Origin of the sequence: Pseudoalteromonas sp. C2R02, assembly GCF_018860845.1 — a bacterium.
In the GTDB taxonomy this organism is placed as follows: Bacteria; Pseudomonadota; Gammaproteobacteria; order Enterobacterales; family Alteromonadaceae; genus Pseudoalteromonas.
In genome coordinates this window covers 110,747-133,076 of sequence record NZ_JAHKQC010000041.1, presented here as the reverse complement: position 1 = coordinate 133,076, position 22,330 = coordinate 110,747, and the positions used below count along the sequence as shown (strand labels likewise).

The 22,330-nt window shown below is 34.2% G+C and carries 13 protein-coding genes; 3 read left to right on the top strand and 10 right to left on the bottom strand.

From position 1 onward, the window contains the following. Positions 1-165 precede the first annotated feature (165 nt). Positions 166-2,943: a pitrilysin family protein gene (locus tag KO527_RS20010; RefSeq protein WP_216042027.1), complete on the top strand. Its 2,778-nt coding sequence runs from the start codon at positions 166-168 to the stop codon at positions 2,941-2,943. A gap of 63 nt (positions 2,944-3,006) precedes the next feature. Here the strand turns inward: KO527_RS20010 and KO527_RS20005 are convergent, their stop codons facing one another. Further along, positions 3,007-5,085 (bottom strand): S9 family peptidase, encoded by a 2,079-nt coding sequence (locus KO527_RS20005; RefSeq protein ID WP_354668643.1) that lies wholly within the window; start codon positions 5,083-5,085, stop codon positions 3,007-3,009. Between the two features lie 224 nt (positions 5,086-5,309). Between KO527_RS20005 and KO527_RS20000 the strand changes: the two genes are divergently transcribed. Next, entirely contained in the window at positions 5,310-8,513 is a 3,204-nt protein-coding gene (locus tag KO527_RS20000) for a glycoside hydrolase family 2 TIM barrel-domain containing protein (RefSeq protein ID WP_216042026.1), read from the top strand. Next, positions 8,513-10,951, top strand: coding sequence for an alpha-glucosidase (gene ygjK, locus KO527_RS19995; RefSeq protein WP_216042025.1), 2,439 nt, complete (start codon positions 8,513-8,515; stop codon positions 10,949-10,951). Before KO527_RS20000 ends, ygjK begins: the two co-directional genes overlap by 1 nt. A gap of 98 nt (positions 10,952-11,049) precedes the next feature. Here the strand turns inward: ygjK and KO527_RS19990 are convergent, their stop codons facing one another. From KO527_RS19990 to KO527_RS19950, 9 genes are all read right to left on the bottom strand, one after another. After that, a complete protein-coding gene (locus KO527_RS19990; RefSeq protein WP_216042024.1) occupies positions 11,050-14,697 on the bottom strand; it encodes an ATP-binding protein in 3,648 nt (1,215 codons plus the stop codon). Positions 14,698-15,462: 765 nt separating this feature from the next. Then, positions 15,463-16,416 (bottom strand): ABC transporter substrate-binding protein, encoded by a 954-nt coding sequence (locus tag KO527_RS19985; protein WP_216042023.1) that lies wholly within the window; start codon positions 16,414-16,416, stop codon positions 15,463-15,465. 801 nt (positions 16,417-17,217) lie between these two features. Beyond that, the gene (locus tag KO527_RS19980) at positions 17,218-18,399 is read right to left on the bottom strand and encodes a hypothetical protein (protein WP_216042022.1); all 1,182 of its coding nucleotides are present in this window, start codon (positions 18,397-18,399) and stop codon (positions 17,218-17,220) included. Positions 18,400-18,656: 257 nt separating this feature from the next. Next, positions 18,657-19,313: a phosphatase PAP2 family protein gene (locus tag KO527_RS19975; protein ID WP_216042021.1), complete on the bottom strand. Its 657-nt coding sequence runs from the start codon at positions 19,311-19,313 to the stop codon at positions 18,657-18,659. Positions 19,314-19,384: 71 nt separating this feature from the next. Beyond that, entirely contained in the window at positions 19,385-20,083 is a 699-nt protein-coding gene (locus KO527_RS19970; RefSeq protein ID WP_216042020.1) for a CatA-like O-acetyltransferase, read from the bottom strand. 20 nt (positions 20,084-20,103) lie between these two features. Beyond that, positions 20,104-21,222, bottom strand: a complete 1,119-nt coding sequence (locus KO527_RS19965; RefSeq protein WP_216042019.1) for an FAD-dependent monooxygenase — start codon at positions 21,220-21,222, stop codon at positions 20,104-20,106. Between the two features lie 70 nt (positions 21,223-21,292). Further along, positions 21,293-21,496 (bottom strand): hypothetical protein, encoded by a 204-nt coding sequence (locus KO527_RS19960; RefSeq protein ID WP_216042018.1) that lies wholly within the window; start codon positions 21,494-21,496, stop codon positions 21,293-21,295. Positions 21,497-21,506: 10 nt separating this feature from the next. After that, positions 21,507-21,701 carry a hypothetical protein gene (locus KO527_RS19955; protein WP_216042017.1) on the bottom strand — a complete coding sequence of 65 codons (195 nt, stop codon included), beginning with the start codon at positions 21,699-21,701 and terminating at the stop codon, positions 21,507-21,509. An 11-nt stretch (positions 21,702-21,712) separates the two neighbouring features. Then, positions 21,713-22,006, bottom strand: a complete 294-nt coding sequence (locus KO527_RS19950; protein ID WP_216042016.1) for a hypothetical protein — start codon at positions 22,004-22,006, stop codon at positions 21,713-21,715. Positions 22,007-22,330: the final 324 nt, after the last annotated feature.

Here is a 22,330-nt window from a genome sequence, read left to right as displayed (position 1 = left end):
TATGAAGTGTCTTTTATTAAAAATTTCATTTACAAATATTTGCAATTAAAACCTCCCTTTACCCTATAGAGAAACACAGAAGCATTCTTATTTAGTTTTAAACACTATATAGTTAATTTACTTAACTTTTATAAATCGTTTAGGTCAAACTTCAAAGGGAATATCATGGATTTATCTAAAAAAACCAGACTAGCAGCGGCACTATCGCTGGCTTTTATGACTACAGCTTGTGTTTCAACAAGCGAAACATCAAATATAATTACTAATGTAGAAGCGTCAACATCTAAAGATATTGTTAACTTATCTTATAACGAATTTACCCTTAAAAATGGCCTGCGCGTTGTTGTACATGAAGATCGTAAAGCCCCCATTGTAACTTTAGGTGTTTGGTATCATGTTGGTTCTAAAAATGAACCAAAAGGCCGTACTGGTTTTGCCCATTTATTTGAACATTTGATGTTTAATGGCTCAGAAAACGCAAATGAAGATTACTTTAAACCTTTGCAAGAAATTGGTGCAACTGGCTTGAATGGCACAACATGGTTTGATCGTACCAACTACTATCAAACAGTACCAACTTCAGGTTTAGATATTGCCCTTTGGATGGAATCAGATCGCATGGGTCATCTTGAAGGTGCGATTTCTCAAGATAAATTAGATGAACAGCGTAAAGTTGTACAAAACGAAAAACGTCAAGGTGATAGCGCCCCTTATGGTATGTCTGAATATCGTGTATTAGAAGGTTTATTCCCTGCAGGCCACCCTTACAGACATTCTACAATTGGCTCTATGGCTGATTTAGATGCAGCTTCACTTGACGATGTTAAATCTTGGTTTGCTAAATATTACGGTGCTGCCAATACTGTTGTTGTATTAGCCGGCGATATTGATGTTGAAACTGCCAAAGAAAAAGTAGAAAAATATTTTGGTGATATTGCATCAGGCGACCCATTACACCATATGACGTCTATGATCCCTGAGCGCACAGTTAATACTTCTGAAGTGATGTTTGATAATGTATCTCAAACACGCATTACATGGAATTGGGCAGTACCAGGTCGCACAACTAAGCAAGCAACTGAGTTATCACTCGCTGCTGCAATTTTAGGTCAAGGCAAAAGCTCTCGCCTTTATAAGGAATTAATCCATAAAAACCAGGCTGCTACAGATGTTTATGCTTCTTTAGAAAGACATGAGCTAGCAAGCACTTTTTCTATTTCAGTTACTTTAAAATCTGGTGGTGATGCTGATAAAATGGAAAAAATGGTCGATAATATTTTAAGTGATTATTTAAAATCAGGTCCTACACAAGCAGAACTTGCGCGAATTAAAACTGTGATTAATGGCGGCGTAATTCGTTCGTTAGAGTCTATCAGTGGTAAAGCGAGTACATTAGCACAAGGTGCACTTTATGCTGGCAATCCTAACTTTGTAAATACACGATTAAATTGGATTGAAAACGCAAAACCAGCAGATATTCAAGCCACAGCAAAAGAATGGCTATCTGACGGACATTACAAACTCACAGTAAAACCATTTGGTAAACATGAGGTTGCTAAAACGGGTGCTGATCGCAGCAAACGTCCTGAAATGACAGCAGCTAAAAAACTATCTTTACCTGATGTGCAAACAGCTAAGCTATCTAACGGTATTGAAGTATTTTTATCAGAGCGTCATAGTGTGCCTGTTGTAGAAATGAGCATGGTTTTTGATGGTGGTGATGCAGCTAATGTTAAAAGTAAAATGGGTTTAGCCTCTTTCACTTTAGGCATGATGAACGAAGGCACTCAATCACTTTCTTCACTTGAGCTAGCCGAAAAACAAGAGCTACTAGGTGCCCATATAGGTGCGAGTTCTTCTAGAGATATATTTAGAGTAAATGCATCCGTACTGAAATCTAATTTAGCGGCTTCAACTGATTTATGGGCTGATGTTGTAATGAATCCAGCGTTTAACGCTGATGATTTAAAACGCGATCAACTATTAACAATAGAAGACATCAAAAAAAGCCAAAACAATCCACAATCAATCGCTTTTGATGTGTTATTACCTGCACTATACGGTAGTGAACATGCATATGGATTCCCAAGCTCTGGTACCGAAGATTCAGTAATGTCATTTACCACTAACGATATGGCGCAATTCCATAGCGCTTGGATCAGACCTGATAACGCAAAAATATTTGTAGCAGGTGATACCTCTTTAGCCGAAATTACTGAACAACTTGAGGCTTCTTTTGGTAACTGGAAAGCGCCAGAAGCAGCGAAAGGCAATAAATCATTCGAAACTGTAGCCTTAGCTAAAAAGCCAAAAGTAATCTTAATCGACCGCCCTAATTCACCACAAAGCATGATAGTAGCGGGACATTTAATGCCATCATCAGGTGATGCGAACCATTTAGAGTTAGAAACAATGAATGGTTTATTAGGCGGTACATTCACGGCACGTATGAATATGAACTTACGTGAAGATAAAGGTTGGGCATACGGTGCTTATACGGGTATATCTACTGCTCGCGGACAACGTATTTGGTATAACTACGCGCCTGTACAAAGTGATAAAACAGCCGATGCTATGAATGAGGTTATTGGTGAAATCATCCGTTACAGAAGTACAAACCCAGCGACACAAGCTGAGCTTGATTTGTTTGTTAAGAGCAAAACATTAACGCTTCCCGGTAAATTTGAGCAAGCTAAAACTGTTTTAGGTCATATGGTTAGCAACAATAATCTTGAACGTCCACAAAAGTCTGCTGAAGCACTACAAAGTAAATACGACAACATGACGCCAGAAATGATGGCTGAACTTGCAAAATCTGCATTTGATCCAAATGCCATGGTTTGGGTTGTAGTTGGTGATTTGAATAAAATTGAAGCCGATGTTAAAAAGTTAAACTTAGGCGACGTAGAAGTTTGGGATACCGAAGGTAATAAACTTCGTTAACCACAAAAAATAAAGGAGTCGGAGTTAATAAAGACGTTTATTGACTCCGACCCCTTTTTTTTATTATGCGTTGGTGAGGGTGATAAAAAATGCCATTTCTAAGGCTTTTTCTTTAAGACTTTTAAATCGGCCTGATGCGCCGCCATGACCTGCATCCATATCTGTTTTGAATACTAAAACATTGTCGTCTGTTTTATATTCACGCATTTTAGCAACCCACTTCATTGGTTCCCAATATTGTACTTGTGAATCGTGTAAGCCTGTAGTCACTAAAGTATTTGGATACGCTTGTTGCTTGATATTATCCATCGGAGAATAGGCTAAAATAGTATCGTAATCCGATTTATCGTTTGGATTACCCCATTCATCATATTCATTTGTTGTAAGCGGAATACTTTCGTCAAGCATAGTAGTTAATACATCTAAAAATGGTACATGACAGCCAATGCCTTTATAAAGCTCAGGCGCTTGATTTACCACAGCACCCATTAATAAACCACCTGCACTACCGCCCGATGCACATACTTTATCTTCAGCGCCATAACCTTGCTCTACTAAAGCTTTTGTTACGTCGATAAAATCATTAAAGGTATTTTGTTTAAACTGTTTTTTACCATTATCGTACCAATCACGACCTAACATTTCTGAACCACGAATATGCGCAATTACATAAACAAAACCGCGATCTAATAAGCTTAAAGCACCGCTTGAAAAGTTAGGGTCGATTGTGATGCCATATGCACCATAACCGTATTGAAATATTGGGTTTGTCCCATCTTTTTTGAATTTTTCTTTATGATAAACAATCGATACAGGGACTTTTACGCCATCTCTGGCTTCAATAAATAAACGTTCTGAACCATAATTTTCAGCGTTAAAATCACCTAACACTTTTTGTTGTTTTAGTAATTTACGTTCACCAGTATTTAAATCAAATTCAAATAACGAACCCGGTGTTGTTAAACTTGAATAATATAGTCTTGCCGTTTCGCTATTTGGCTCAGGGTTATCACCTACTGCCGCATAATAACAAGGGTCGTTAAATTCTAATGGGTATTGCGAGCCATCTTTTTTATAAACTACAAAACGAATTTGGCCAAGTTCTCGCTCTGTTACAACCATAAAATGAGTAAATAACTCTACGCCTTCAAATAATATATTTTCTCTATGGGCGATAAGTTCTTGCCATTGGTTTTTATCATGTATCGTGTCTTTATTAGCAGTCATTAACCTGAAGTTTTTAGCCTGCCAATTGGTTGTGATATAAAAAACATCACCTAGTTTATTAATATCAAACTCATGCTTTTCTTCACGTTTGATTACTTGAGTAAACTCACCATTAGGATTATTAGCATCTAATATCCAAGTATCACTGCTTTCGGTTGATTCTAGATCGATGAAAATTAAACTCTCATCACGACTTTTACCTAACCCCATGTAAAAGCTACGATCATTTTCCTGATAAACTAAAACATCATCAGCTTGTGAAGTGCCTAATTTATGGCGATAAACTTCAAAACCTAATAACGTTTTTAAGTCTTTTTTAACGTAAAAAACTGTTTTATTATCATTAGCCCAAACAGTTTGGCCTTCAGTATTTTCTAATACGTCAGCCAAGTATTCGCCGGTATCAATATCTTTAAAACGTATGGTATAAATACGGCGACCATCAATATCTTCACTATATGCTAGCAACTCATCATTTTCGCTTATTGATATATCGCCCAATTCATAAAACTCATAATCACTGGCAAGCTGATTTACATCTAACAATAAAAGCTGATCAGTGCCTTCAAAACTGGTTGTTCTATAGTGACATGCAAATTCATCATCGCCACTTACTGTGCTGTGATACCAAAAATTACCATCACGCACAGGTACTGTACTGTCATCTTTTACAATACGACCTTTAAGTTCTTCAAAAATCTTATCTTCTAATGGTTTTTGGCCTGCTAACACATGATCGCAATAATCATTTTCAGCTTTTAAATGAGCAAGTATTTCTTCATCTTGACGCTCATCATCACGCATCCAATAGTAGCTATCGTCTCTTTGGTGATCATGGTGAGTCATTAAATGTGATAACTTTTTTGCTCTCGGCGCGGTAATTTCTTTAGAAGTTTCAGATATTTTTTCAGACACTAAACGTTAGTCCATCAATAAGATAAGTATGCCTTGAGTTTACCCGATTAAATATGTGACTGCACTATTAAGAGGTATCTCTCAAGCTTGTAATTTTGCTCACTGAAATAACCCTACTAAAAAATTTTAAGTATTTACACGCATTTTTATTGAAGATTGACGACTAATTATGATACAAATCTATTTATCATATTAATTATATAATATACAAAACTGGTAATCTTATGAAAATTGCTTTCTCTACTTTAATAGTGTGTGCGGGTATCACAGCTAATGTTTTCGCTGAACAAAAGCCTAATTGGCAAAACCACCAAGTATTTGCCATAAACAAACAAGCACCCCACGCCACACTATTCCCGTATTTATCAGAGCAAGCAGCATTAGTAGACCAACCAAGCCAAAACAATAACTACTTATTATTAAATGGCTTATGGCAGTTTAATTGGCAAAAAGATCCTAAAAATGCACAAACGGGATTTGAGAAAAAAGGTTTTGATGATTCACAATGGTCGCAAATTCCTGTGCCTGGTAACTGGGAGATTGAAGGTTTTGGTTACCCCATTTATCTTGATGAACGCTTCCCATTTACCACAACTTGGCCTGATGCCCCAGAAGATTACAACCCAGTAGGTTCTTACCGAAAACCTTTTAAATTACCAGATAGCTGGAAAAACAAACAAGTATTTTTACATGTAGGTGCCGCAAAATCCTCATTAGATGTTTGGTTAAATGGTAAAAAAATCGGTTATAGCCAAGGCTCAAAAACACCTGCTGAATTTGATTTAACCGAATATGTAAAAGAAGATAATTTATTAGCTTTTCAAATTCGTCGCTGGACAGATGCAAGCTACCTAGAAAGCCAAGATATGTTAAGAATTTCAGGCATAGAAAGAGACGTATATTTATATGCCACACCTAAACAACATGTTTTTGACTTTCACGCGAAGCCTGGTTTAAACAAAGACTTCACCCAAGGTGAGTTTGAGCTCGATTTAACTGTTAAAAACTATGCTGATAAACAAGCTAAAAGTTTAACTGCTAGCTATCAGTTATTAGACCCTTCACAAAATATGACAGTGGTTTTAAATGGTTCACAAAAACTAAGTTTAAATAAGCTAGGTCAAAATGAATTATCTTTAAATGGTAAGTTAAATAAACCAAGATTGTGGACTGCCGAAACACCCAATTTATATACTTTATTAATTAATTTAGAAAATGAAAATGGCGAAGTCATTGAGTCCTTAACGGATCAAATCGGCTTTCGTCATATCGAAATTAAAAATGGTCAATTAACAGTAAATGGCAAAGCCATTTATATTCGCGGTGTTGACCGTCACGAAACTTCACCGAAACATGGCCACGTAGTAACAAAAGAGTTAATGGAACAAGATATTCGCTTAATGAAGCAGTTCAACATTAATGCGGTACGCTCTAGCCATTATCCAAACGACCCATATTGGTATGAGTTAACCGATAAATACGGCATGTATGTGATTGATGAAGCTAATATCGAATCTCACCCATTAGCAATCGATAAAAATACCCAAATCGGTAATGAAATGAGCTGGCTGCCAGCACATTTAGATAGAACTCAACGCATGTTTGAGCGAGATAAAAATCACCCCTCTATTATTATTTGGTCTTTAGGTAATGAAGCCGGTGAAGGTAAAGTATTTGAAGCCACTTACCAATGGTTAAAAGACAATGATGATACTCGACCAGTGCAATATGAGCCTGCTGGTGAAGAACATTACACTGATATTTTTGCGCCTATGTATCCAAGCATAGAAAGGTTAGAAAAATACGCTAAAAATAATAATGACCGCCCAGGGATCATGATTGAATATGCTCACGCTATGGGTAATTCTGTTGGTAACCTACAAGATTACTGGGATGTGATCGAAAAGTACGATGTATTACAAGGTGGATTTATTTGGGATTGGGTTGATCAATCTTTAGAATACACCAATGCGCAAGGCGTTAAATATTGGGCATACGGTAAAGATTTTCATCCGGATTTACCAAGCGATGGTAACTTTTTAAATAACGGTTTAGTTAATCCAGATCGCGTACCTCACCCTCATTTATTTGAAGTTAAAAAAGTATACCAACCGGTTGGCTTTAAAGTGGTAGATATAAAAGCTGGTCTGATTAATATTCATAATAAGTTTATTTTCACTAACTTAAATGAATACGATTTACAGTGGCAATTAGAGGCTAACGGTGAGGTTATTGCAACTGGCCATCAAGCAATGCCAAATATAAAACCTGAAACAACACAACAAGTTCAATTAAATTTACCTAAGCTACCTAGCGCTAGTCATAAAGAGTATTTTGTGACTGTTAAGGCTGTTGTAAATAAAACTAAACCATTGCTTAAAAAAGGCCATGAAATTGCATTTGAGCAATTTAAAGTACCAGTGAAATATGCAAAAGCAACCCAGAGTAAAACCAATATTCCATCAATCCCAACTGCTGATAATTTAGCAATAGCCAATAAAAATGACTTACTGACAATTAGTAATAACTTAATATCGGCAACATTTGATAAAAAAACCGGTTGGTTATCACAATATCAATATTTGAATAATCAGCTAATAACACAGCCTTTAGTTGCTAACTTTTGGCGTGCACCAACAGATAACGACCTAGGCAATCAAATGCAAAAATGGGCTAGTATTTGGCAAGGCGCAGGCGTAAAACTTAAGTTAAATAGCATAAATAGCAAAACAAACAAGTCGGGCATTGAAGTGAATACCCACTACAGCAGCAATGCCTTTAAAGGCAATTATCAAGTGGTTTATTCTATTTCGCATCAAGGTGAAATTCACGTAAAAACAGCGCTCGATTTAGCTGATAATCAGAATCTACCTAATTTACCGCGTTTTGGTATGCAGTTAGTTATTCCTGGCGAATATCAAAATATGAGCTGGTTTGGCCGTGGGCCACATGAAACCTATGCAGATCGTAAAAGTGCAGCAAAAATATCGACCTATAAAGGCAAAGTGAAAGATCAAATCCATCATTATGCTCGCCCACAAGAAAACGGCAATAAAACTGATGTACGTTGGTTAGCGTTAAAAAGTAACAATGGCGCAGGATTATTAGCTGTTGGTGATAAACCTTTATCAGTGAGTGCATGGCCATATCTACAAGCTGACATTGATTTTATAGCAGGTAAAGATGGCGAAGAATCAGCTTCAGGTTTAGTACCCGTTACTTCAAAACATGGTGCTGAAGTGCCTATGAGAAACTTAGTGACAGTGAATATAGATCATAAACAAATGGGTGTTGGCGGTGATACATCTTGGGGTCGTTTAGTACATGCGCCTTATACGATAAAAGCACAAGATCACAGTTATGGTTTCACCTTAGTGCCTTTTATAAAACCACAAAGTGTTACCGAACTAGCGGCTAGGAAACAATAATGAATAAAGCATTTAAAAAATTCAAACCTGCTTTAAGTTTATTCGTTTTAGCGAGTTTAAGCAGTTCAATTAACGCAAGTAATACTACTTATGCTGATGTGATCAACCGTTTCGGTTCGCCAGAACAAATGAAAGATTATGATAAATATGGCAATCAAAAATTCAGCCCTTTACTTGATATGGGTAGCTGGCATGGATTTTTATTACCAGATGAAGATAGCTTATTAGGCGCTTTTACAGGTCCTATGATCATTGCCGAAGAATATAGTTTATTTTTAGCCGAATCATTAGAGCAACTTAGTATCACAAATCAAAATTCGGGCAAAAAATATGACTTTTCAAAAGCGAATAAACAGCTTAATTCTCTGCCAGGTAGTTTAAAACAAAGCTATATTTGGTCCGACTTAAAACTTGAATTATCGCTTTCATTTGCAACTGATCGCAGCGCCATTGTCAGTACTAAAATCTCAAATTTAACGCATCAAGATTTAGCGTTAGATTTAAGCTGGCAAGGAAAGTTACTTAATAAATACAATGATAATAAAACCATAAAACAAGCATTACCAAATTGGCAACGCAACATTAGCGCCAATGAGCGGGGCTTAGATATCAGTTTCAGTGAAGTACACAATACCTGGAACATTATGATGTCCGATCAAGCACGTTATAGCATTAAACGCTCTATTGATTCCAATACGACAATTGATAAAACAAATTTAAGTTATACCAGTAACAGCACAGTTAAAGTTCCAGTAAATAACAGCGAAACGCTTTATACAGTGCAATCTTATGTGCACAATCAAGATGAATACTTAGCAGAACAAATACGGGTAGCAAAAATACTAAGCCAGCCAAAAGATTATATATCTCAATCAAAACTGAGATGGGAAAACTATTTAGATCTAGGCTTAAGCAATCAAAATACTCTAATTGATAATAGATTGGCAGTTAAAACCATAGAAACCTTAAATGGTAATTGGCGCAGCGCAGCAGGTGAAATTAAACACGATATGGTGTCTCCTTCTGTTACAGCACGTTGGTTTAATGGTGCCTGGGCTTGGGATACTTGGAAACATGCCTATGCTATGGCTAACTTTAATCCTGAAATCGCAAAAAACAATATTCGTGCAATGTTTGATTATCAAATACACGCTGATGATGCACTACGACCACAAGATGCAGGCATGGTGATAGATGCTGTATTTTATAATAAAGACAAAGTCCGTGGCGGAAAAGGCGGTAACTGGAATGAACGTAATACTAAACCGCCTTTAGCAAGTTGGGCTGTCTGGCAAGTTTACCAACAAACCAATGACATCAAATTTATTGAAGAAATGTATCCTAAACTTATTGCCTATCATGATTGGTGGTATCGCAATCGCGACCATAATCAAAATGGTTTAATTGAGTATGGCGCCACCAAACATAGAGCACATAACAATCCTAACGGTAATATCACCTTTAAAGTGCAATATGATAAACACCCTAAAGAGATCGATTTATCTAACTGTACTAAACAAGAAAAAAACTGGTATGCCTGCTCAGGCATGGCGTTATACGAACAAGTTTTAGATACTGGGTTATATTCAGATTTAGATATTGGCGCGCAACATGGCGCAGGTTGGGAATCTGGCATGGATAACGCTGCCCGTTTTGGTTTTATTAATTCAGAGCAAATAAATCAATACGCTAAAACCCATTACCAAGGCAACTTAAAACAAGCCAGAGCCGATTGGCAAGTACGCTTTTTTGAGAATAAAAACGATAAAGGCGAACTACTTGGTTTTTCAATCGATCAGGAATCAGTGGAGCTAAATACCTATTTAGCGCAAGAAAAACAACTGCTCTCTAAAATGGCTAGTTTACTCAATCACAAAAAAGCAGCGAATCAATACAAACAGCAAGCCAATACATTAATAAAACGTATTAACAGCTGTTTTTATGATGATAAAACAGGATTTTATTACGATATAAAAATTACCAGTGATAAAAGTAGTGCCACGCAATGTGATGGCGAATTATTAGTAGCCAGAGGTCGCGGTCCTGAAGGTTGGAGTCCTTTATGGGCTGGCATTGCAGAGTCAAGTAAAGCCTCTGAAGTTGCAAAAGTCATGTCACAAGCGACAGAGTTTAATAGCACGATTCCATTGGGCACTGCAGCATTAAGTAATCCAGCTTATCATGCTGATATTTATTGGCGTGGTAGAGTATGGCTTGATCAGTATTACTTTGGTGTTATTGCCTTAGCTAATTATGGTTTTAACGAACAAGCTGAGTTGATGGTTACTAAGCTACTAAAAAGTGCTGAGGGTCTAGCGGATGATGGTCCAATTAGAGAAAACTACAACCCTGAAACAGGTGCAGTACAAGGTGCAACTAACTTCAGTTGGAGTGCCGCTCATTTATACATGTTGTATCAGTATAAAAAACAAAAATAACCGCTTGAGATAACTGTAATTCCCCTCGTTTTATAATCTAATGAAAATTGTCTAGTTAGGTTATAAAACGCTTTTCTGCTTATATTCTGGTATTAAAATTAGTTTATACTCACTGGAAAATAGATTTTAACTTCAAAGCCACTTTCTGGGCTTGAGAAACACTTTATCTCTCCTTTTAATACTTGAGTTACCAAGTTATAAACAATATTCATTCCTAAGCCACTGCCACCTTGATTTCGTTTACTGGTAACAAAAGGGTCAAATATATGTTTGAGCATATAAAGATCCATACCTTTACCATTATCAAAGTAATTTAAGCATATACGCCCTTCAAGTATGCTAATTTCAATGCGAATTTCACCTTTTTCTAAATGTTCAAAAGCATGTAAAACAGAATTATTAACTAAGTTCGTTATAACTTGATAAATGGGACCAGGATATGTATTTATAGTTAAAGCTTCTGGTCCATGGATAACAACGCCAATCACCTTTTTATTAAATAAAGGTTTAACAGAATTCATTACTTCATGAATATATTCAGTTAAATTCACTTCCCTCTGAGTTTCAGAGTTTTGATCAACAGCAACTTGTTTAAAACTAGCGATTAAATGATTTGCGCGATCTAAATTTTTTAAAATTAACCTATAACCTTCTTTTTGATTATTATTAGAATTTATTAAGTCATCTTGAGTTAAGCTTTTATTATCTAATTTTTGTTCCATTTCGATCAAACAATCTTGATTATGGGTAATTGCTGTCATTGCAATTCCTAATGGTGTATTTATTTCATGAGAAATTCCCGCAACTAAATTACCTAAAGAAGCCATTTTTTCACTTTCTACTAACTCTTCTTGCGCTATCTCTAATTGAGACATTGCACTTTTTAACGCTTCGTTTTTTTTAGATATTTCAGCTGTTCTTAACGCCACTTTTTGCTCTAATTTGTCATTTAAGTCTTGTAAAGAATCTTCATGCTGTTTGAGGGCAGCGATATCTCTCATTGAACCTGCAATACGAGTGACTTTTCCTTGTGAATTTCTAGCAACAACTTTACCTCTATCTAATACCCAACACCAATTACCAAAAAAATCTTTAACTCGCACTGCTAACTCATAACTATCAACACCTTGATTTAAGCAGGCATCTATTTTTTTATGCAGTGCATCTCTATCTTCAATATGAATAAAATCAATACTTTCACCATTTTGTCCTTCACCATAATCAATACGAGATTCAACTGTATAACGACGTATTTTATTCTTGATTAAATCCCAATCCCAAAGTTCATCACCACTGGCCCATAATGAGAGTTCCAACCTTTGCTTGAGTTCAGCCATAACAAGGTTATCTTTAATAACTTGCTTGTATACCCAGTACCGATATAAAAATATTAATATTATTGTGCTAGTAACTAAAAATATATAAACAACTTGACTGATTGAACTCCACCACCAAGGTGCTAATAATTCAATATTTAATTGATGTATATTTGATTTATTACCATGCTGATCTAAAGCATAAACTTCTACTTGATAACTACCTGGCGGAGGTTTAATTAAATTTACTTGCCTACTATTATTGTCTAAAGACATCCAATTGTCTGATAAGCCAATGATTCTGTAAAAATATGACATCTGTTGGTGATTAGAGAAAGCTAAAACAACATAGTTAAATGACATAATATCTTGATCGTAATTTAATGTAATTTCTTTCACCAAATGAGGTTGAAATTTAATTAATTCTGGTGAGTTTTGAGGAGTAATTTCTTCCCCTAAAATAGAAATAGTATTCAGTAATAAATTAGGTTTATGCGTCACTTCAACTATTTCACTAGGTAAAAATTGGTTAAAGCCATTGGTTCCTCCTAAAAAAATCCTCCCTTCATTCGACTTCCAAGCTGCGCCAAAATTAAATTCTGCACTTTGTGCACCTTCGAGAGCACTATAATTATCAATTTCATAAGTATCTACATTGATACGTGCTAAACCACCACTAGTGCCTACCCACATGCTATTTATATCATCAAAAACAATACTCCAAACAGATTCGTTACTAAGGCCTTTTTTTTGATTTAAAGATTCAATTATTTTTAAATTATCATTTACAACATTAATACCTACCTCACTGGTACTCCAAATTCGACCTTTATTGTCGAATGCTAACGAAAATACGATATCTGATAATAACCCACTTGATGTATTTAATTGTTCTAAACGATTATTACGATATTTAAATAACCCGGCACCTACAGAACCAAACCAAAGAGAATCATCTTTAACCAAAAGGTCTGTCGTATCCATCGATATATTATTTTTATCATTCAAATACCCAACAAACATATTTTTATGTTCGTCATAGCGCAACAAGCCATAACCTCTAGAGCTAGCAATAATGTCGCGACCATATAGAACTAAATCATTTACAGATACTGCAGGTGAATTGTTAAATTTTGAAGAGTATTGTTCAAACTCATTGGTGTTAATATTAAATCTAGCAATACCATTTCCTCTGCTTGTAAACCAGATATCATCACCATTTATAAAAAAGTTAGTAATGAAAGCATTCTCAAATGGCTTTAATTGTTCATATAAGATATCAGCTTTAATAAATTGCTCATCAATAAAAACATAAGCTCCCTTTGTTGTAGCAAACCAGAGTTGTCCTTTACTATCTGAAGAAAAAGCTCTGATATCTACATGGTCGATAGGACTTTCTTGATAGTTTTGTTGATTAATATGTCCAAACTTTTTTAATTCTTTTGAGAAATAACTCACTCCTCCAGAATTTGTTCCAATCCAAAGGCCAAGGTTATTATCAATAAATAAAGACAATACAATATCATCGGCTAGGCTATCTGATATTAAGTCATTATGTTGATAAGTTTCGAGAAGTTGACCTTTTGTATCAAATATTGAAACCCCTAAATTTGTACCAATATAAATCATATTACTCTGTTTTATTGCAACTTTGATTGTGTTTTTATCGTTTTCAGTTAACGAATGCCGCCACTTTAAATCTAGATTAGAGCCATTTATTTTATAATACTCTAGCCATGCATCATTTCGACCCACAGCTATAAAATCTTCTAGTATTGCGATTGAATTTAATGCTTCATTTGTATGCTTTTTTAATTTATACGTTGTACGATCAACAGAAAAAAGTCCCTCATCACTTGCGATAAAAACATGATTTAAAGATAGTTTTATATCGAGTATTTTTAAGTTCTCAGTGCCATTAATAATTGATACTGTAAAATCATCCAAACTAATTTTATATGAACCATTAGCTTGTGTTCCTACAAAAACATATTTTTCTGAACACACTATTTTTTGTACATTATCTGAAGGAATCGTCGGGTTAAAACCTTTTATAAACGAACGAAATAAACCTGTATTTATATCATATAAACTCAATCCACTCGTAGTGCCTATCCATAAATGTTCCTCATCACAACTTTGTAGTGCTGTAATAAAATTACCCGCTAAATGATTTTTTGAAGCTGGTGTAGCTCTATACTGCACAAACTCATAACCATCAAAACGATTTAAACCCGTTTGTGTACCAAACCACATAAACCCTGTTTTATCTTGCGTAATCGCATTTACTGTCACCTGACTTAAACCAGACTCCGGAGTGAAATTCATCATAGGTAAATTTACATCCGTGAAAATTTCCTGCGGTATAGCGAACAGTGGTTTTGCAAAAAGTAGTGCTATCAAAATAAAACAGATGGAACGTTTATCCATAAGCTAAGAGACCCTATTTCTTTTAAACAATATATAAGGTTTTAGAGCTGCAAAGAGTAAAAAAATAGTCCAAATAGTTAATGTAAAAAACCAAGTCTGGAATAAAGATAGCTCATCAGAGAGCAATATTAGAAACAACAACAGAAAAGTTAACAGCCCCATTAACCATTTAAATCCTGTTTTATTTTGCTCATTCATAATCACGCCTAAAACGAGAAGTTTTGTCCAATTAACTATAGTCGAAATAAAGAATAAAACAGTGTGATTCAGTCAATAGAAGCAATAAAAACGCTATCGTTCTATCGTTTAATTCACTCATGCACGCGGGTTTTAAAAGCTTTAAAGATCCTTATTTTCACCTCATAAATCATCTTTTTATAGAAAAATTGAGAGCATCCAATATAAAAAGTGTTTAAATAAAAAACATAAAAACTAAAACCTTAATATTTACCTCAAAACCAAGCGCGTTCAAATAAACCTCTAATAGATTAACAAAGTGTAAACCAATCAACTAGAACACCAAAAATCAGAGTTGCAAAATTGTTAAATACGTTAATATGTAAATGAAACCAATAAAATACACCTTAATAATTAATAAAACAGAAAATAAAAACCAAGATAAATCATATATTTAAAGTTTAAAATTAGAACAGATTTAGTTTCATTATTGAGCAAGGCTTTCAATTTCCAGTTTCTGATTAGAAATACAAAGATCCTTTTTAATATAGTGCAAATGGTAAGATCAAAATTGATCTCTCACTCAATTTATTGATCAAACTCGGAACATTGAAAATCTAACCATTGCTGATTATGTTTTGCATATTTTTTTAGCCACAGCGCTACAGATTGCTCCTCAGAAAAACCATCAGCAGAAACTAAAGCAGATGCTTCTGAAATCATGTCGTTGGTAAAACTAATTTTTTTGAGAAGTGCATAGATGCAGGGTAATTTTGATTCAAGTCCAGGCCAAGCTGCTTTTTTTAATAATGTGCTTTTTGTATTGCCACAATCATGAAGCATTTTTTTATTTTGACCCCAAGTAGGATCTAATTCACACGCCTCTTCATACTCAGGAAATTCAACAAACTTGCCTTTTATACGCACATCAATCCAATTAGGTGTCCAGTTAAGTATAACGATAGGTTGATTTGATTCTTGTGCTTGTTTTAATTTTTGCCAAATCATATTTGCATCTTTTAACCTTTCTATAGTGAAGTTTAATTTAAGCGCCCTAATTAAATCAGCATCGCGATAATTCCATGGTCCGGTATAAAAAATTCCTTTTTCAGCGTTGTTATCAATATTAAAAATACTTGCACAATTATTTAATGCGCGCCAATCTGGTAATCCACTACAGCTTTTTTCTACATACTCTGGATACCACCAATCTTCCCGACCAATAGCTTGATGACTACCAACATCAACAATAAAACCTTTTTTTACATAAGTTCTAAAGGGCCCTGTATGCTCACTTTGCCAAACCTCTACTTGTAAATGAATTAGGCCCTTTCTCAAAGCGACCCACTGATCCGTAGAACCTATTTCAACAAACTTAACTTTATAACCTAAGCTTTCTATCTTTTGAGCAACTACTTTTGTTAAAACACGCTGACTTGCCCAAGCATTCAAAGGCAGAACTACGACTTCTTTATGAGACGCATCCGAAGAATCGAATTTAAATAATAAACATAGAAAAAAAATACCAATAATAAACCGCACAAATAATAGCCGATTTTAAAACTTAAAAAATAAGTATAGTTTAAGAAAAAGAAAATCATGAAAATCATGAAAATCTTTCGAACTTGCATAACCAATTTTTTATAAATGAAGATAAATAAAATTACTGAAGACAAAAATAATCGTTAATGTTATTGAAGTGAAACCTCAGTATTTCCTTCGGAGACAATTTATATTATTACAACAGCCAGCAGATTTTTATCAAAAACAACTCGCTGAAGCCTCAGTGATCGAAAAATTTATTTTCGAAAATTAGCTTAATTTTCAATAATCTTACTTTTAATTTAGGACTCAAATTTACCGATAATCAAAAGTTGGGGACAATCGAACCTTATAGGTTACAACTAAAGAAGCGAACCTTTTTAGACCATACAAGTATTTACTAAAATGGAAATACGATTGCCTCATTTGATATTGAGAACAAACTTAAAAAGGTTCAGCGTTTTAATTGATTAGATGGAGATAAATAAGACACATTTAATAAGGTTGAGGACTTTAAATACTCGCAAAAAACAACAAGTTATTTAGGGATATCAAAAACCTTTGATGTCTATAACAAGAGTATATAGATAAACTATCGAGACCAAATTCAATATATATAAAAACATTACCAATAAACCCCACAAGTCGCTGAATACGCAAAAAAGGCGCAATTCCTTTAAAAATAGCGCTTGAAACACGTATTTATTATCAATTGGAGCTTATTTTTAAATAGATGACCTTTAAGTAAAATGTATCTTAAAGGTCATCTCCAAAAACAAAATAGATCTTTATAAATTCGAACTAATCTATAGCATTATAGCGCTTCGCAGCGACCATGGCTTTTGGCCATCTAGCATCTAATTTTAATTCTGAAAGTAAGTTTATTTCTTCTACTTCAGATAATGCTAAGTATCCCTTAGCTGCATCAAACGGATAAATACCTTGTTCTAAATTTTTTATATCATATCCTGCTCGCTGCAACAGCCATATCGCACTTGAGCCAGTATAATAAAAAACGTTAAATGCAAAATAATCTATTACATCTTTCTTTGTCGTCAAAGGTACATAACCGTCAATGGCTTGATCCATCTTAAAAGGCGCGCTATAAATAAATTTATTTTCACTAGTTATCGCTAATACCTTTCGGCTTACCATTTGGTCAATATATAATGCACTTCCTTCAAAAAGCTCTTGTCCTAAACCATGCTTATATATCAATCCAGTTTTATAACCACTATGAGCTGTAGGATCAAGTTTTAGCATTTCGTTAATTATTACATAATACTTTTTAAGCGCCTCTTTAGCTGCGGGTTGAGTGATGCTCTCTTCAGGAAAGCCTTTTAATAACTCCATTAACATAAGCTGTAACGATACTAATTCATCAGTAAGAGGGTAAGTATCGAATTTATCAAAAGCTAACTGTTCGTAATGAGTTGGACTTTTAAAGTTTTTGCCTTGGTATGCATGAAAAACTTCATGCACAGCCAAAGAAAATGCACTCGTAATCATCGGGTTTTTAATGTCGACACTATTTTTAGTGTAAGCTTGAATGTAATATTCTTTGCCATCGATCTTAAAATCATAATCATATAAATCGTTACCGGCCTTTAGTTTATCAACTGCGTTAATCATGCTTTCTTCTAGTTGTACTACATTTAGTCCATGTGATTCATTATCACCAAGTTTTATTGCATGCTCGATATTAGATTGTGGGTTAATTACAAATGCAGTAACTGGGTTATTGTTTTCTCTACGAATAAAATATTGTGGTACTGATTTATAGTCATATCCTTGCCATAACTTATCTGCTTCAACCAAATCCATGGTTTTTTTAATTTGTTTTAGCAGTGTTTCATCTAACTCAGTCGCTAACTCTGTAGGCCCTGGGTTAGTTGGCGTAATCGCTGTAGTGCTCTCATCTTTTTTATCATTACATGCTGTTAAACAAACAATAAAGGAAGTTACTAATAGTTTTTTTTTCATTTTTGTATCCATCAAGAAAGAATCAGCGCCTATTACATTTGACATGAATGAAAAAATTTCAAATATGCTCAGGTAATAATGTTTGTTTTTAATAGGCCTTAATTATCCATAATTAAGCTGTATTTAGGGTAAGCGTTTGTAAGTGCGTGTAAGTACGGGTAAGTAATAAACTGTAGGTTATGCTTGAAATCGTAATAAAAAGAGCCAATACAAAAAACTGCATAAATGCAGCCTATCCAATTTTTAATGTCATCAATTTAAGGTCTTAATTTAAAGTTACTTGGTATGAAACTTAAATAACCAAAAACAATCCCCATAACAGCACCTATTAATATATCTAGCGGCCAATGCATTCCTATTAATAATCTAGAATAAGAAACCAATACAGCCCATGAAAATAAACCAAGAGTTAATATTTTATATCCGTTCTTATAAAGTAATAAGCTAAAGAAAGTGGTGATAAAAAAAGTGAATGCGGCATGACCTGATGGCAATGAAAATCGTGATTCATTCTCCCAGTGTGATTTTTGCCAATTTGCTATATTAATTGGCTTAACGCATTTAACAGCTTCCACTTTACTGCAACTCATACTTTGCTCTGATAATAAAACCTGAAAAGGGCGCTTCACCTCAACTGAACTTTTTAAGCTCAATACACAAACAATCAGTATTAAAATAAAACAGAGGAATCTAGCTAAAGTTTTAAAATAATGTTTTTTATTTTGGGTATATAAACCCGTTAATACTAAAGCCAAACAGGCAATCACCATTAGCGAACCACTGCCTGATGTTAAGTTAATAACCCAACTAAAATCACTTAAATTCGCACCTAGTTCTAACCAAGTAAAATCAAATATGTATGAAGTGAAAGAGACAAAAACGGTCAATAAAGCAATTGATACAACATTATTCATAAATAACCAAAAACATAATAAAAATAGAGTGCTGCTAATAGTTTACAGCACCCTAGGGAGGGGAACTGTATTTAATGGATATTATTACAAAGGTAACTTTGAAAACTAGATATTAATCTATCTAAAACAAAAGGATCAGCATTTGCGTGGTCAATACTAATACTCAAAGGAACAAATAATGAATCAGCTGTTTGCACTCTTTTTCCAAAATAAAATAAAGGGCGCCCAGTTTTAAGTCTATTTCGATGCACTTGAAAAGATGTAAAGTTCATATTAGGTAAGTTGCCAATGAATGGACATAAAGCCCACACTTTTTGAGGCAAAATTTCTAACTGCGCATTTTCATTATTTATTTCATTTCTATATGCCTGAGCAAACTCTTGCCAAGAAAGCTCTGTTGAATTTTCAATAATGACATCTTTAAAACGTAAATCACCACCAACTGCGATAGGTGTAAAAATAGGTAGGTTAGTAAATAAGTACCAAGTGCCATCAATATTTCGCGTACTAAAAGTCCACTCTTTCTGTAAAGCTCTAGAGAGATTCCATACTAAATAAGCTTGAAATGAAGCGCCCTCAACAGCTTTATAACTATTTTCATATACACTTCTCGCTTGAGTTAAATCTAAATTAAGCGTCATTGTAAGATAAGGATCTGTTACGTGATTTTCATCATGAAAATAATCCATAGCCCAATTAACATAATGACTTAGCTCTTCTTCTTTAAGTGTGCGGCCTTTATATTTTGATAATATTTGGGTTAACTCCACCCTAAACTCCTAAGTACATATTAAATAACTTTATTTTTAAGTAGCTTACGCCAGCCAATCACATTCTGTGGGCCGGTAAGTTTGATAATCATATTTCGGATAAATCGGCCAGATACAGACTTACCCATTTCTGCTAAACGAATGATTTTATTTGATGTATCGATGACCCAGCTAATGCGCTCTATTCGGCGTGCTTTAAATTTATTGAGCACATCAAACAGCTGTTTTTCTTTTTCTATTAAATCGCCTAAAATAATGACATCTTCTAATGCGAGCGCGACTCCTTGTTGTAAAGATGGAGGGCAACCATGCATAGCGTCACCGATCAAAACGACATTATTTTTATAAATCTCTCTAGATTTAACTGACTTTAAACGTCCAAAGATGATCTTTTCGGCATCATTTATCGCATTAATCACACTTGGGTGATAATTTAAAAACACATCTTTAAGTGCTGATTTACTATCAATATTCTTATATTTATTTTCTGAATCGGATATTTGCCCATAACAATAAATTTTATTATCTGCGATGGGATAAAACATAAATGCATCTGACTTACCCACCAAATAACTGGGTACTTCAGTATGATCTTTGGCATCAATACAAAACCGCCAATTACTCACGCCTAAATCGAGTAAATCCGTTTGATTAAAAACCATATTCCTAACAGAAGAATTAATGCCATCTGCACCTATAACTAAGTCATATACTTTTTGTGAACCATCACTAAAAGTCACATGCGCTAATTCATAAGCTGATATTATTTTCTCTACGCTGGTATTAAACTGAATTTTTCTTTCAATGCCTGACATTAAAACTTTGCTAAGCGTCACTTTAGGCAGCGCAAAAAAAGATTCACAATCAAAAGGAGGCTGTAATAAACTTGATTTACTTAAAAGCTTACGCTGTGATGTTTCATAACGAATTTGTGTCACTTTATAAGCATGATTAACTATGGCTGATTTCAAACCTAATTTATCAAGTGCCTGTATAGCATTGGCAGGTAAACATATCCCTGCCCCTTCATTTTTTACTGATTCTCTACTTTCCACCAAGTCCACTATATGATCTGTATTTAATAGCTTTCTATACATAGTCAAACCAGCTATTCCAGCACCAACAATCAATATTTTCATAACAACTCCTTGTAAATAAAAAACCTCTTTACAGAGGTTTGGACGGGAAATCTACACAGTAAAAGTTAATTTATTCACTAATTAATTCATAAATATCATCAAAATTACTTGTATTTCGTTGGTTGCTATTAATAGCGTTTACCTTCATCAAACTTATTAATTGATTCATTATTTGCTCTTTAGTGCCCACAAAACGACCATGAGTTGCATGTTGTGCGATGTATTTATCTGCAGCACTATTTACTTGAGCTAACTGCGTTATTAATTTGTCCACTTAATTCCCCTTAAGCTAATAATGAAATAAAGCACTTTAAAATTGAAAATCTATCATTATTAAATGCTTCTACTATTTGTTCACATCGTTCTGTACCATATTTATTTTTTACTTCTTTAAATAACAAACTATAAATAAATTCAGATTGCATATTTGTAAGTTCAAAACTTGAGTCATCTTTGAGTTTTACTTTTATCTTATCCATGAAGCACCCATTCATATATAACTTTGAATAAAGCCTATCGGCTCTATATTTGTTATTTTTCTAGAGGTTTGTTTATTAATACATGAACAGTTTTGATTGATAGTTAATAAAAAATTACTATCAATTAATTCTAATTTTGAAATATATTTATTAAGATTTAATTCACTAACTTCATTAATATAACTAAAAGTAATCGCATCCAGCTCTACTTCGGTTTTGGCAATTAAACTGCCACTTTTAAATACGTTAATCATACAGCTAGGTTGATACTGCGATGACATGACAACCTTAATATTATTATCCAAAAAACATTCCTGGCTTAAGTTAAAAACTTTTAAACCTAGTGCTTTAACTGAATAACTAGCCATATAGACCTTATTCACTTTCTAACTCCAATCCCATAAAAAACAATTTAGAAATCAACTTGGTAAAAATTACATTTCGTTAGTGGCTCAGTATAAAAACAGGTTGAACATTCATAACCTAATCAATTACTTTTCTGGTTAAATAATTCGTTTTTAATTTTAGATTCACATTTTATAAGCTCGCTTTTACTTTAGTTACTGCAAGCTTTCCATATGAAGTTACTTCAATTATTGGAAATTAATTCACCTCCAATTTCTAAGGCT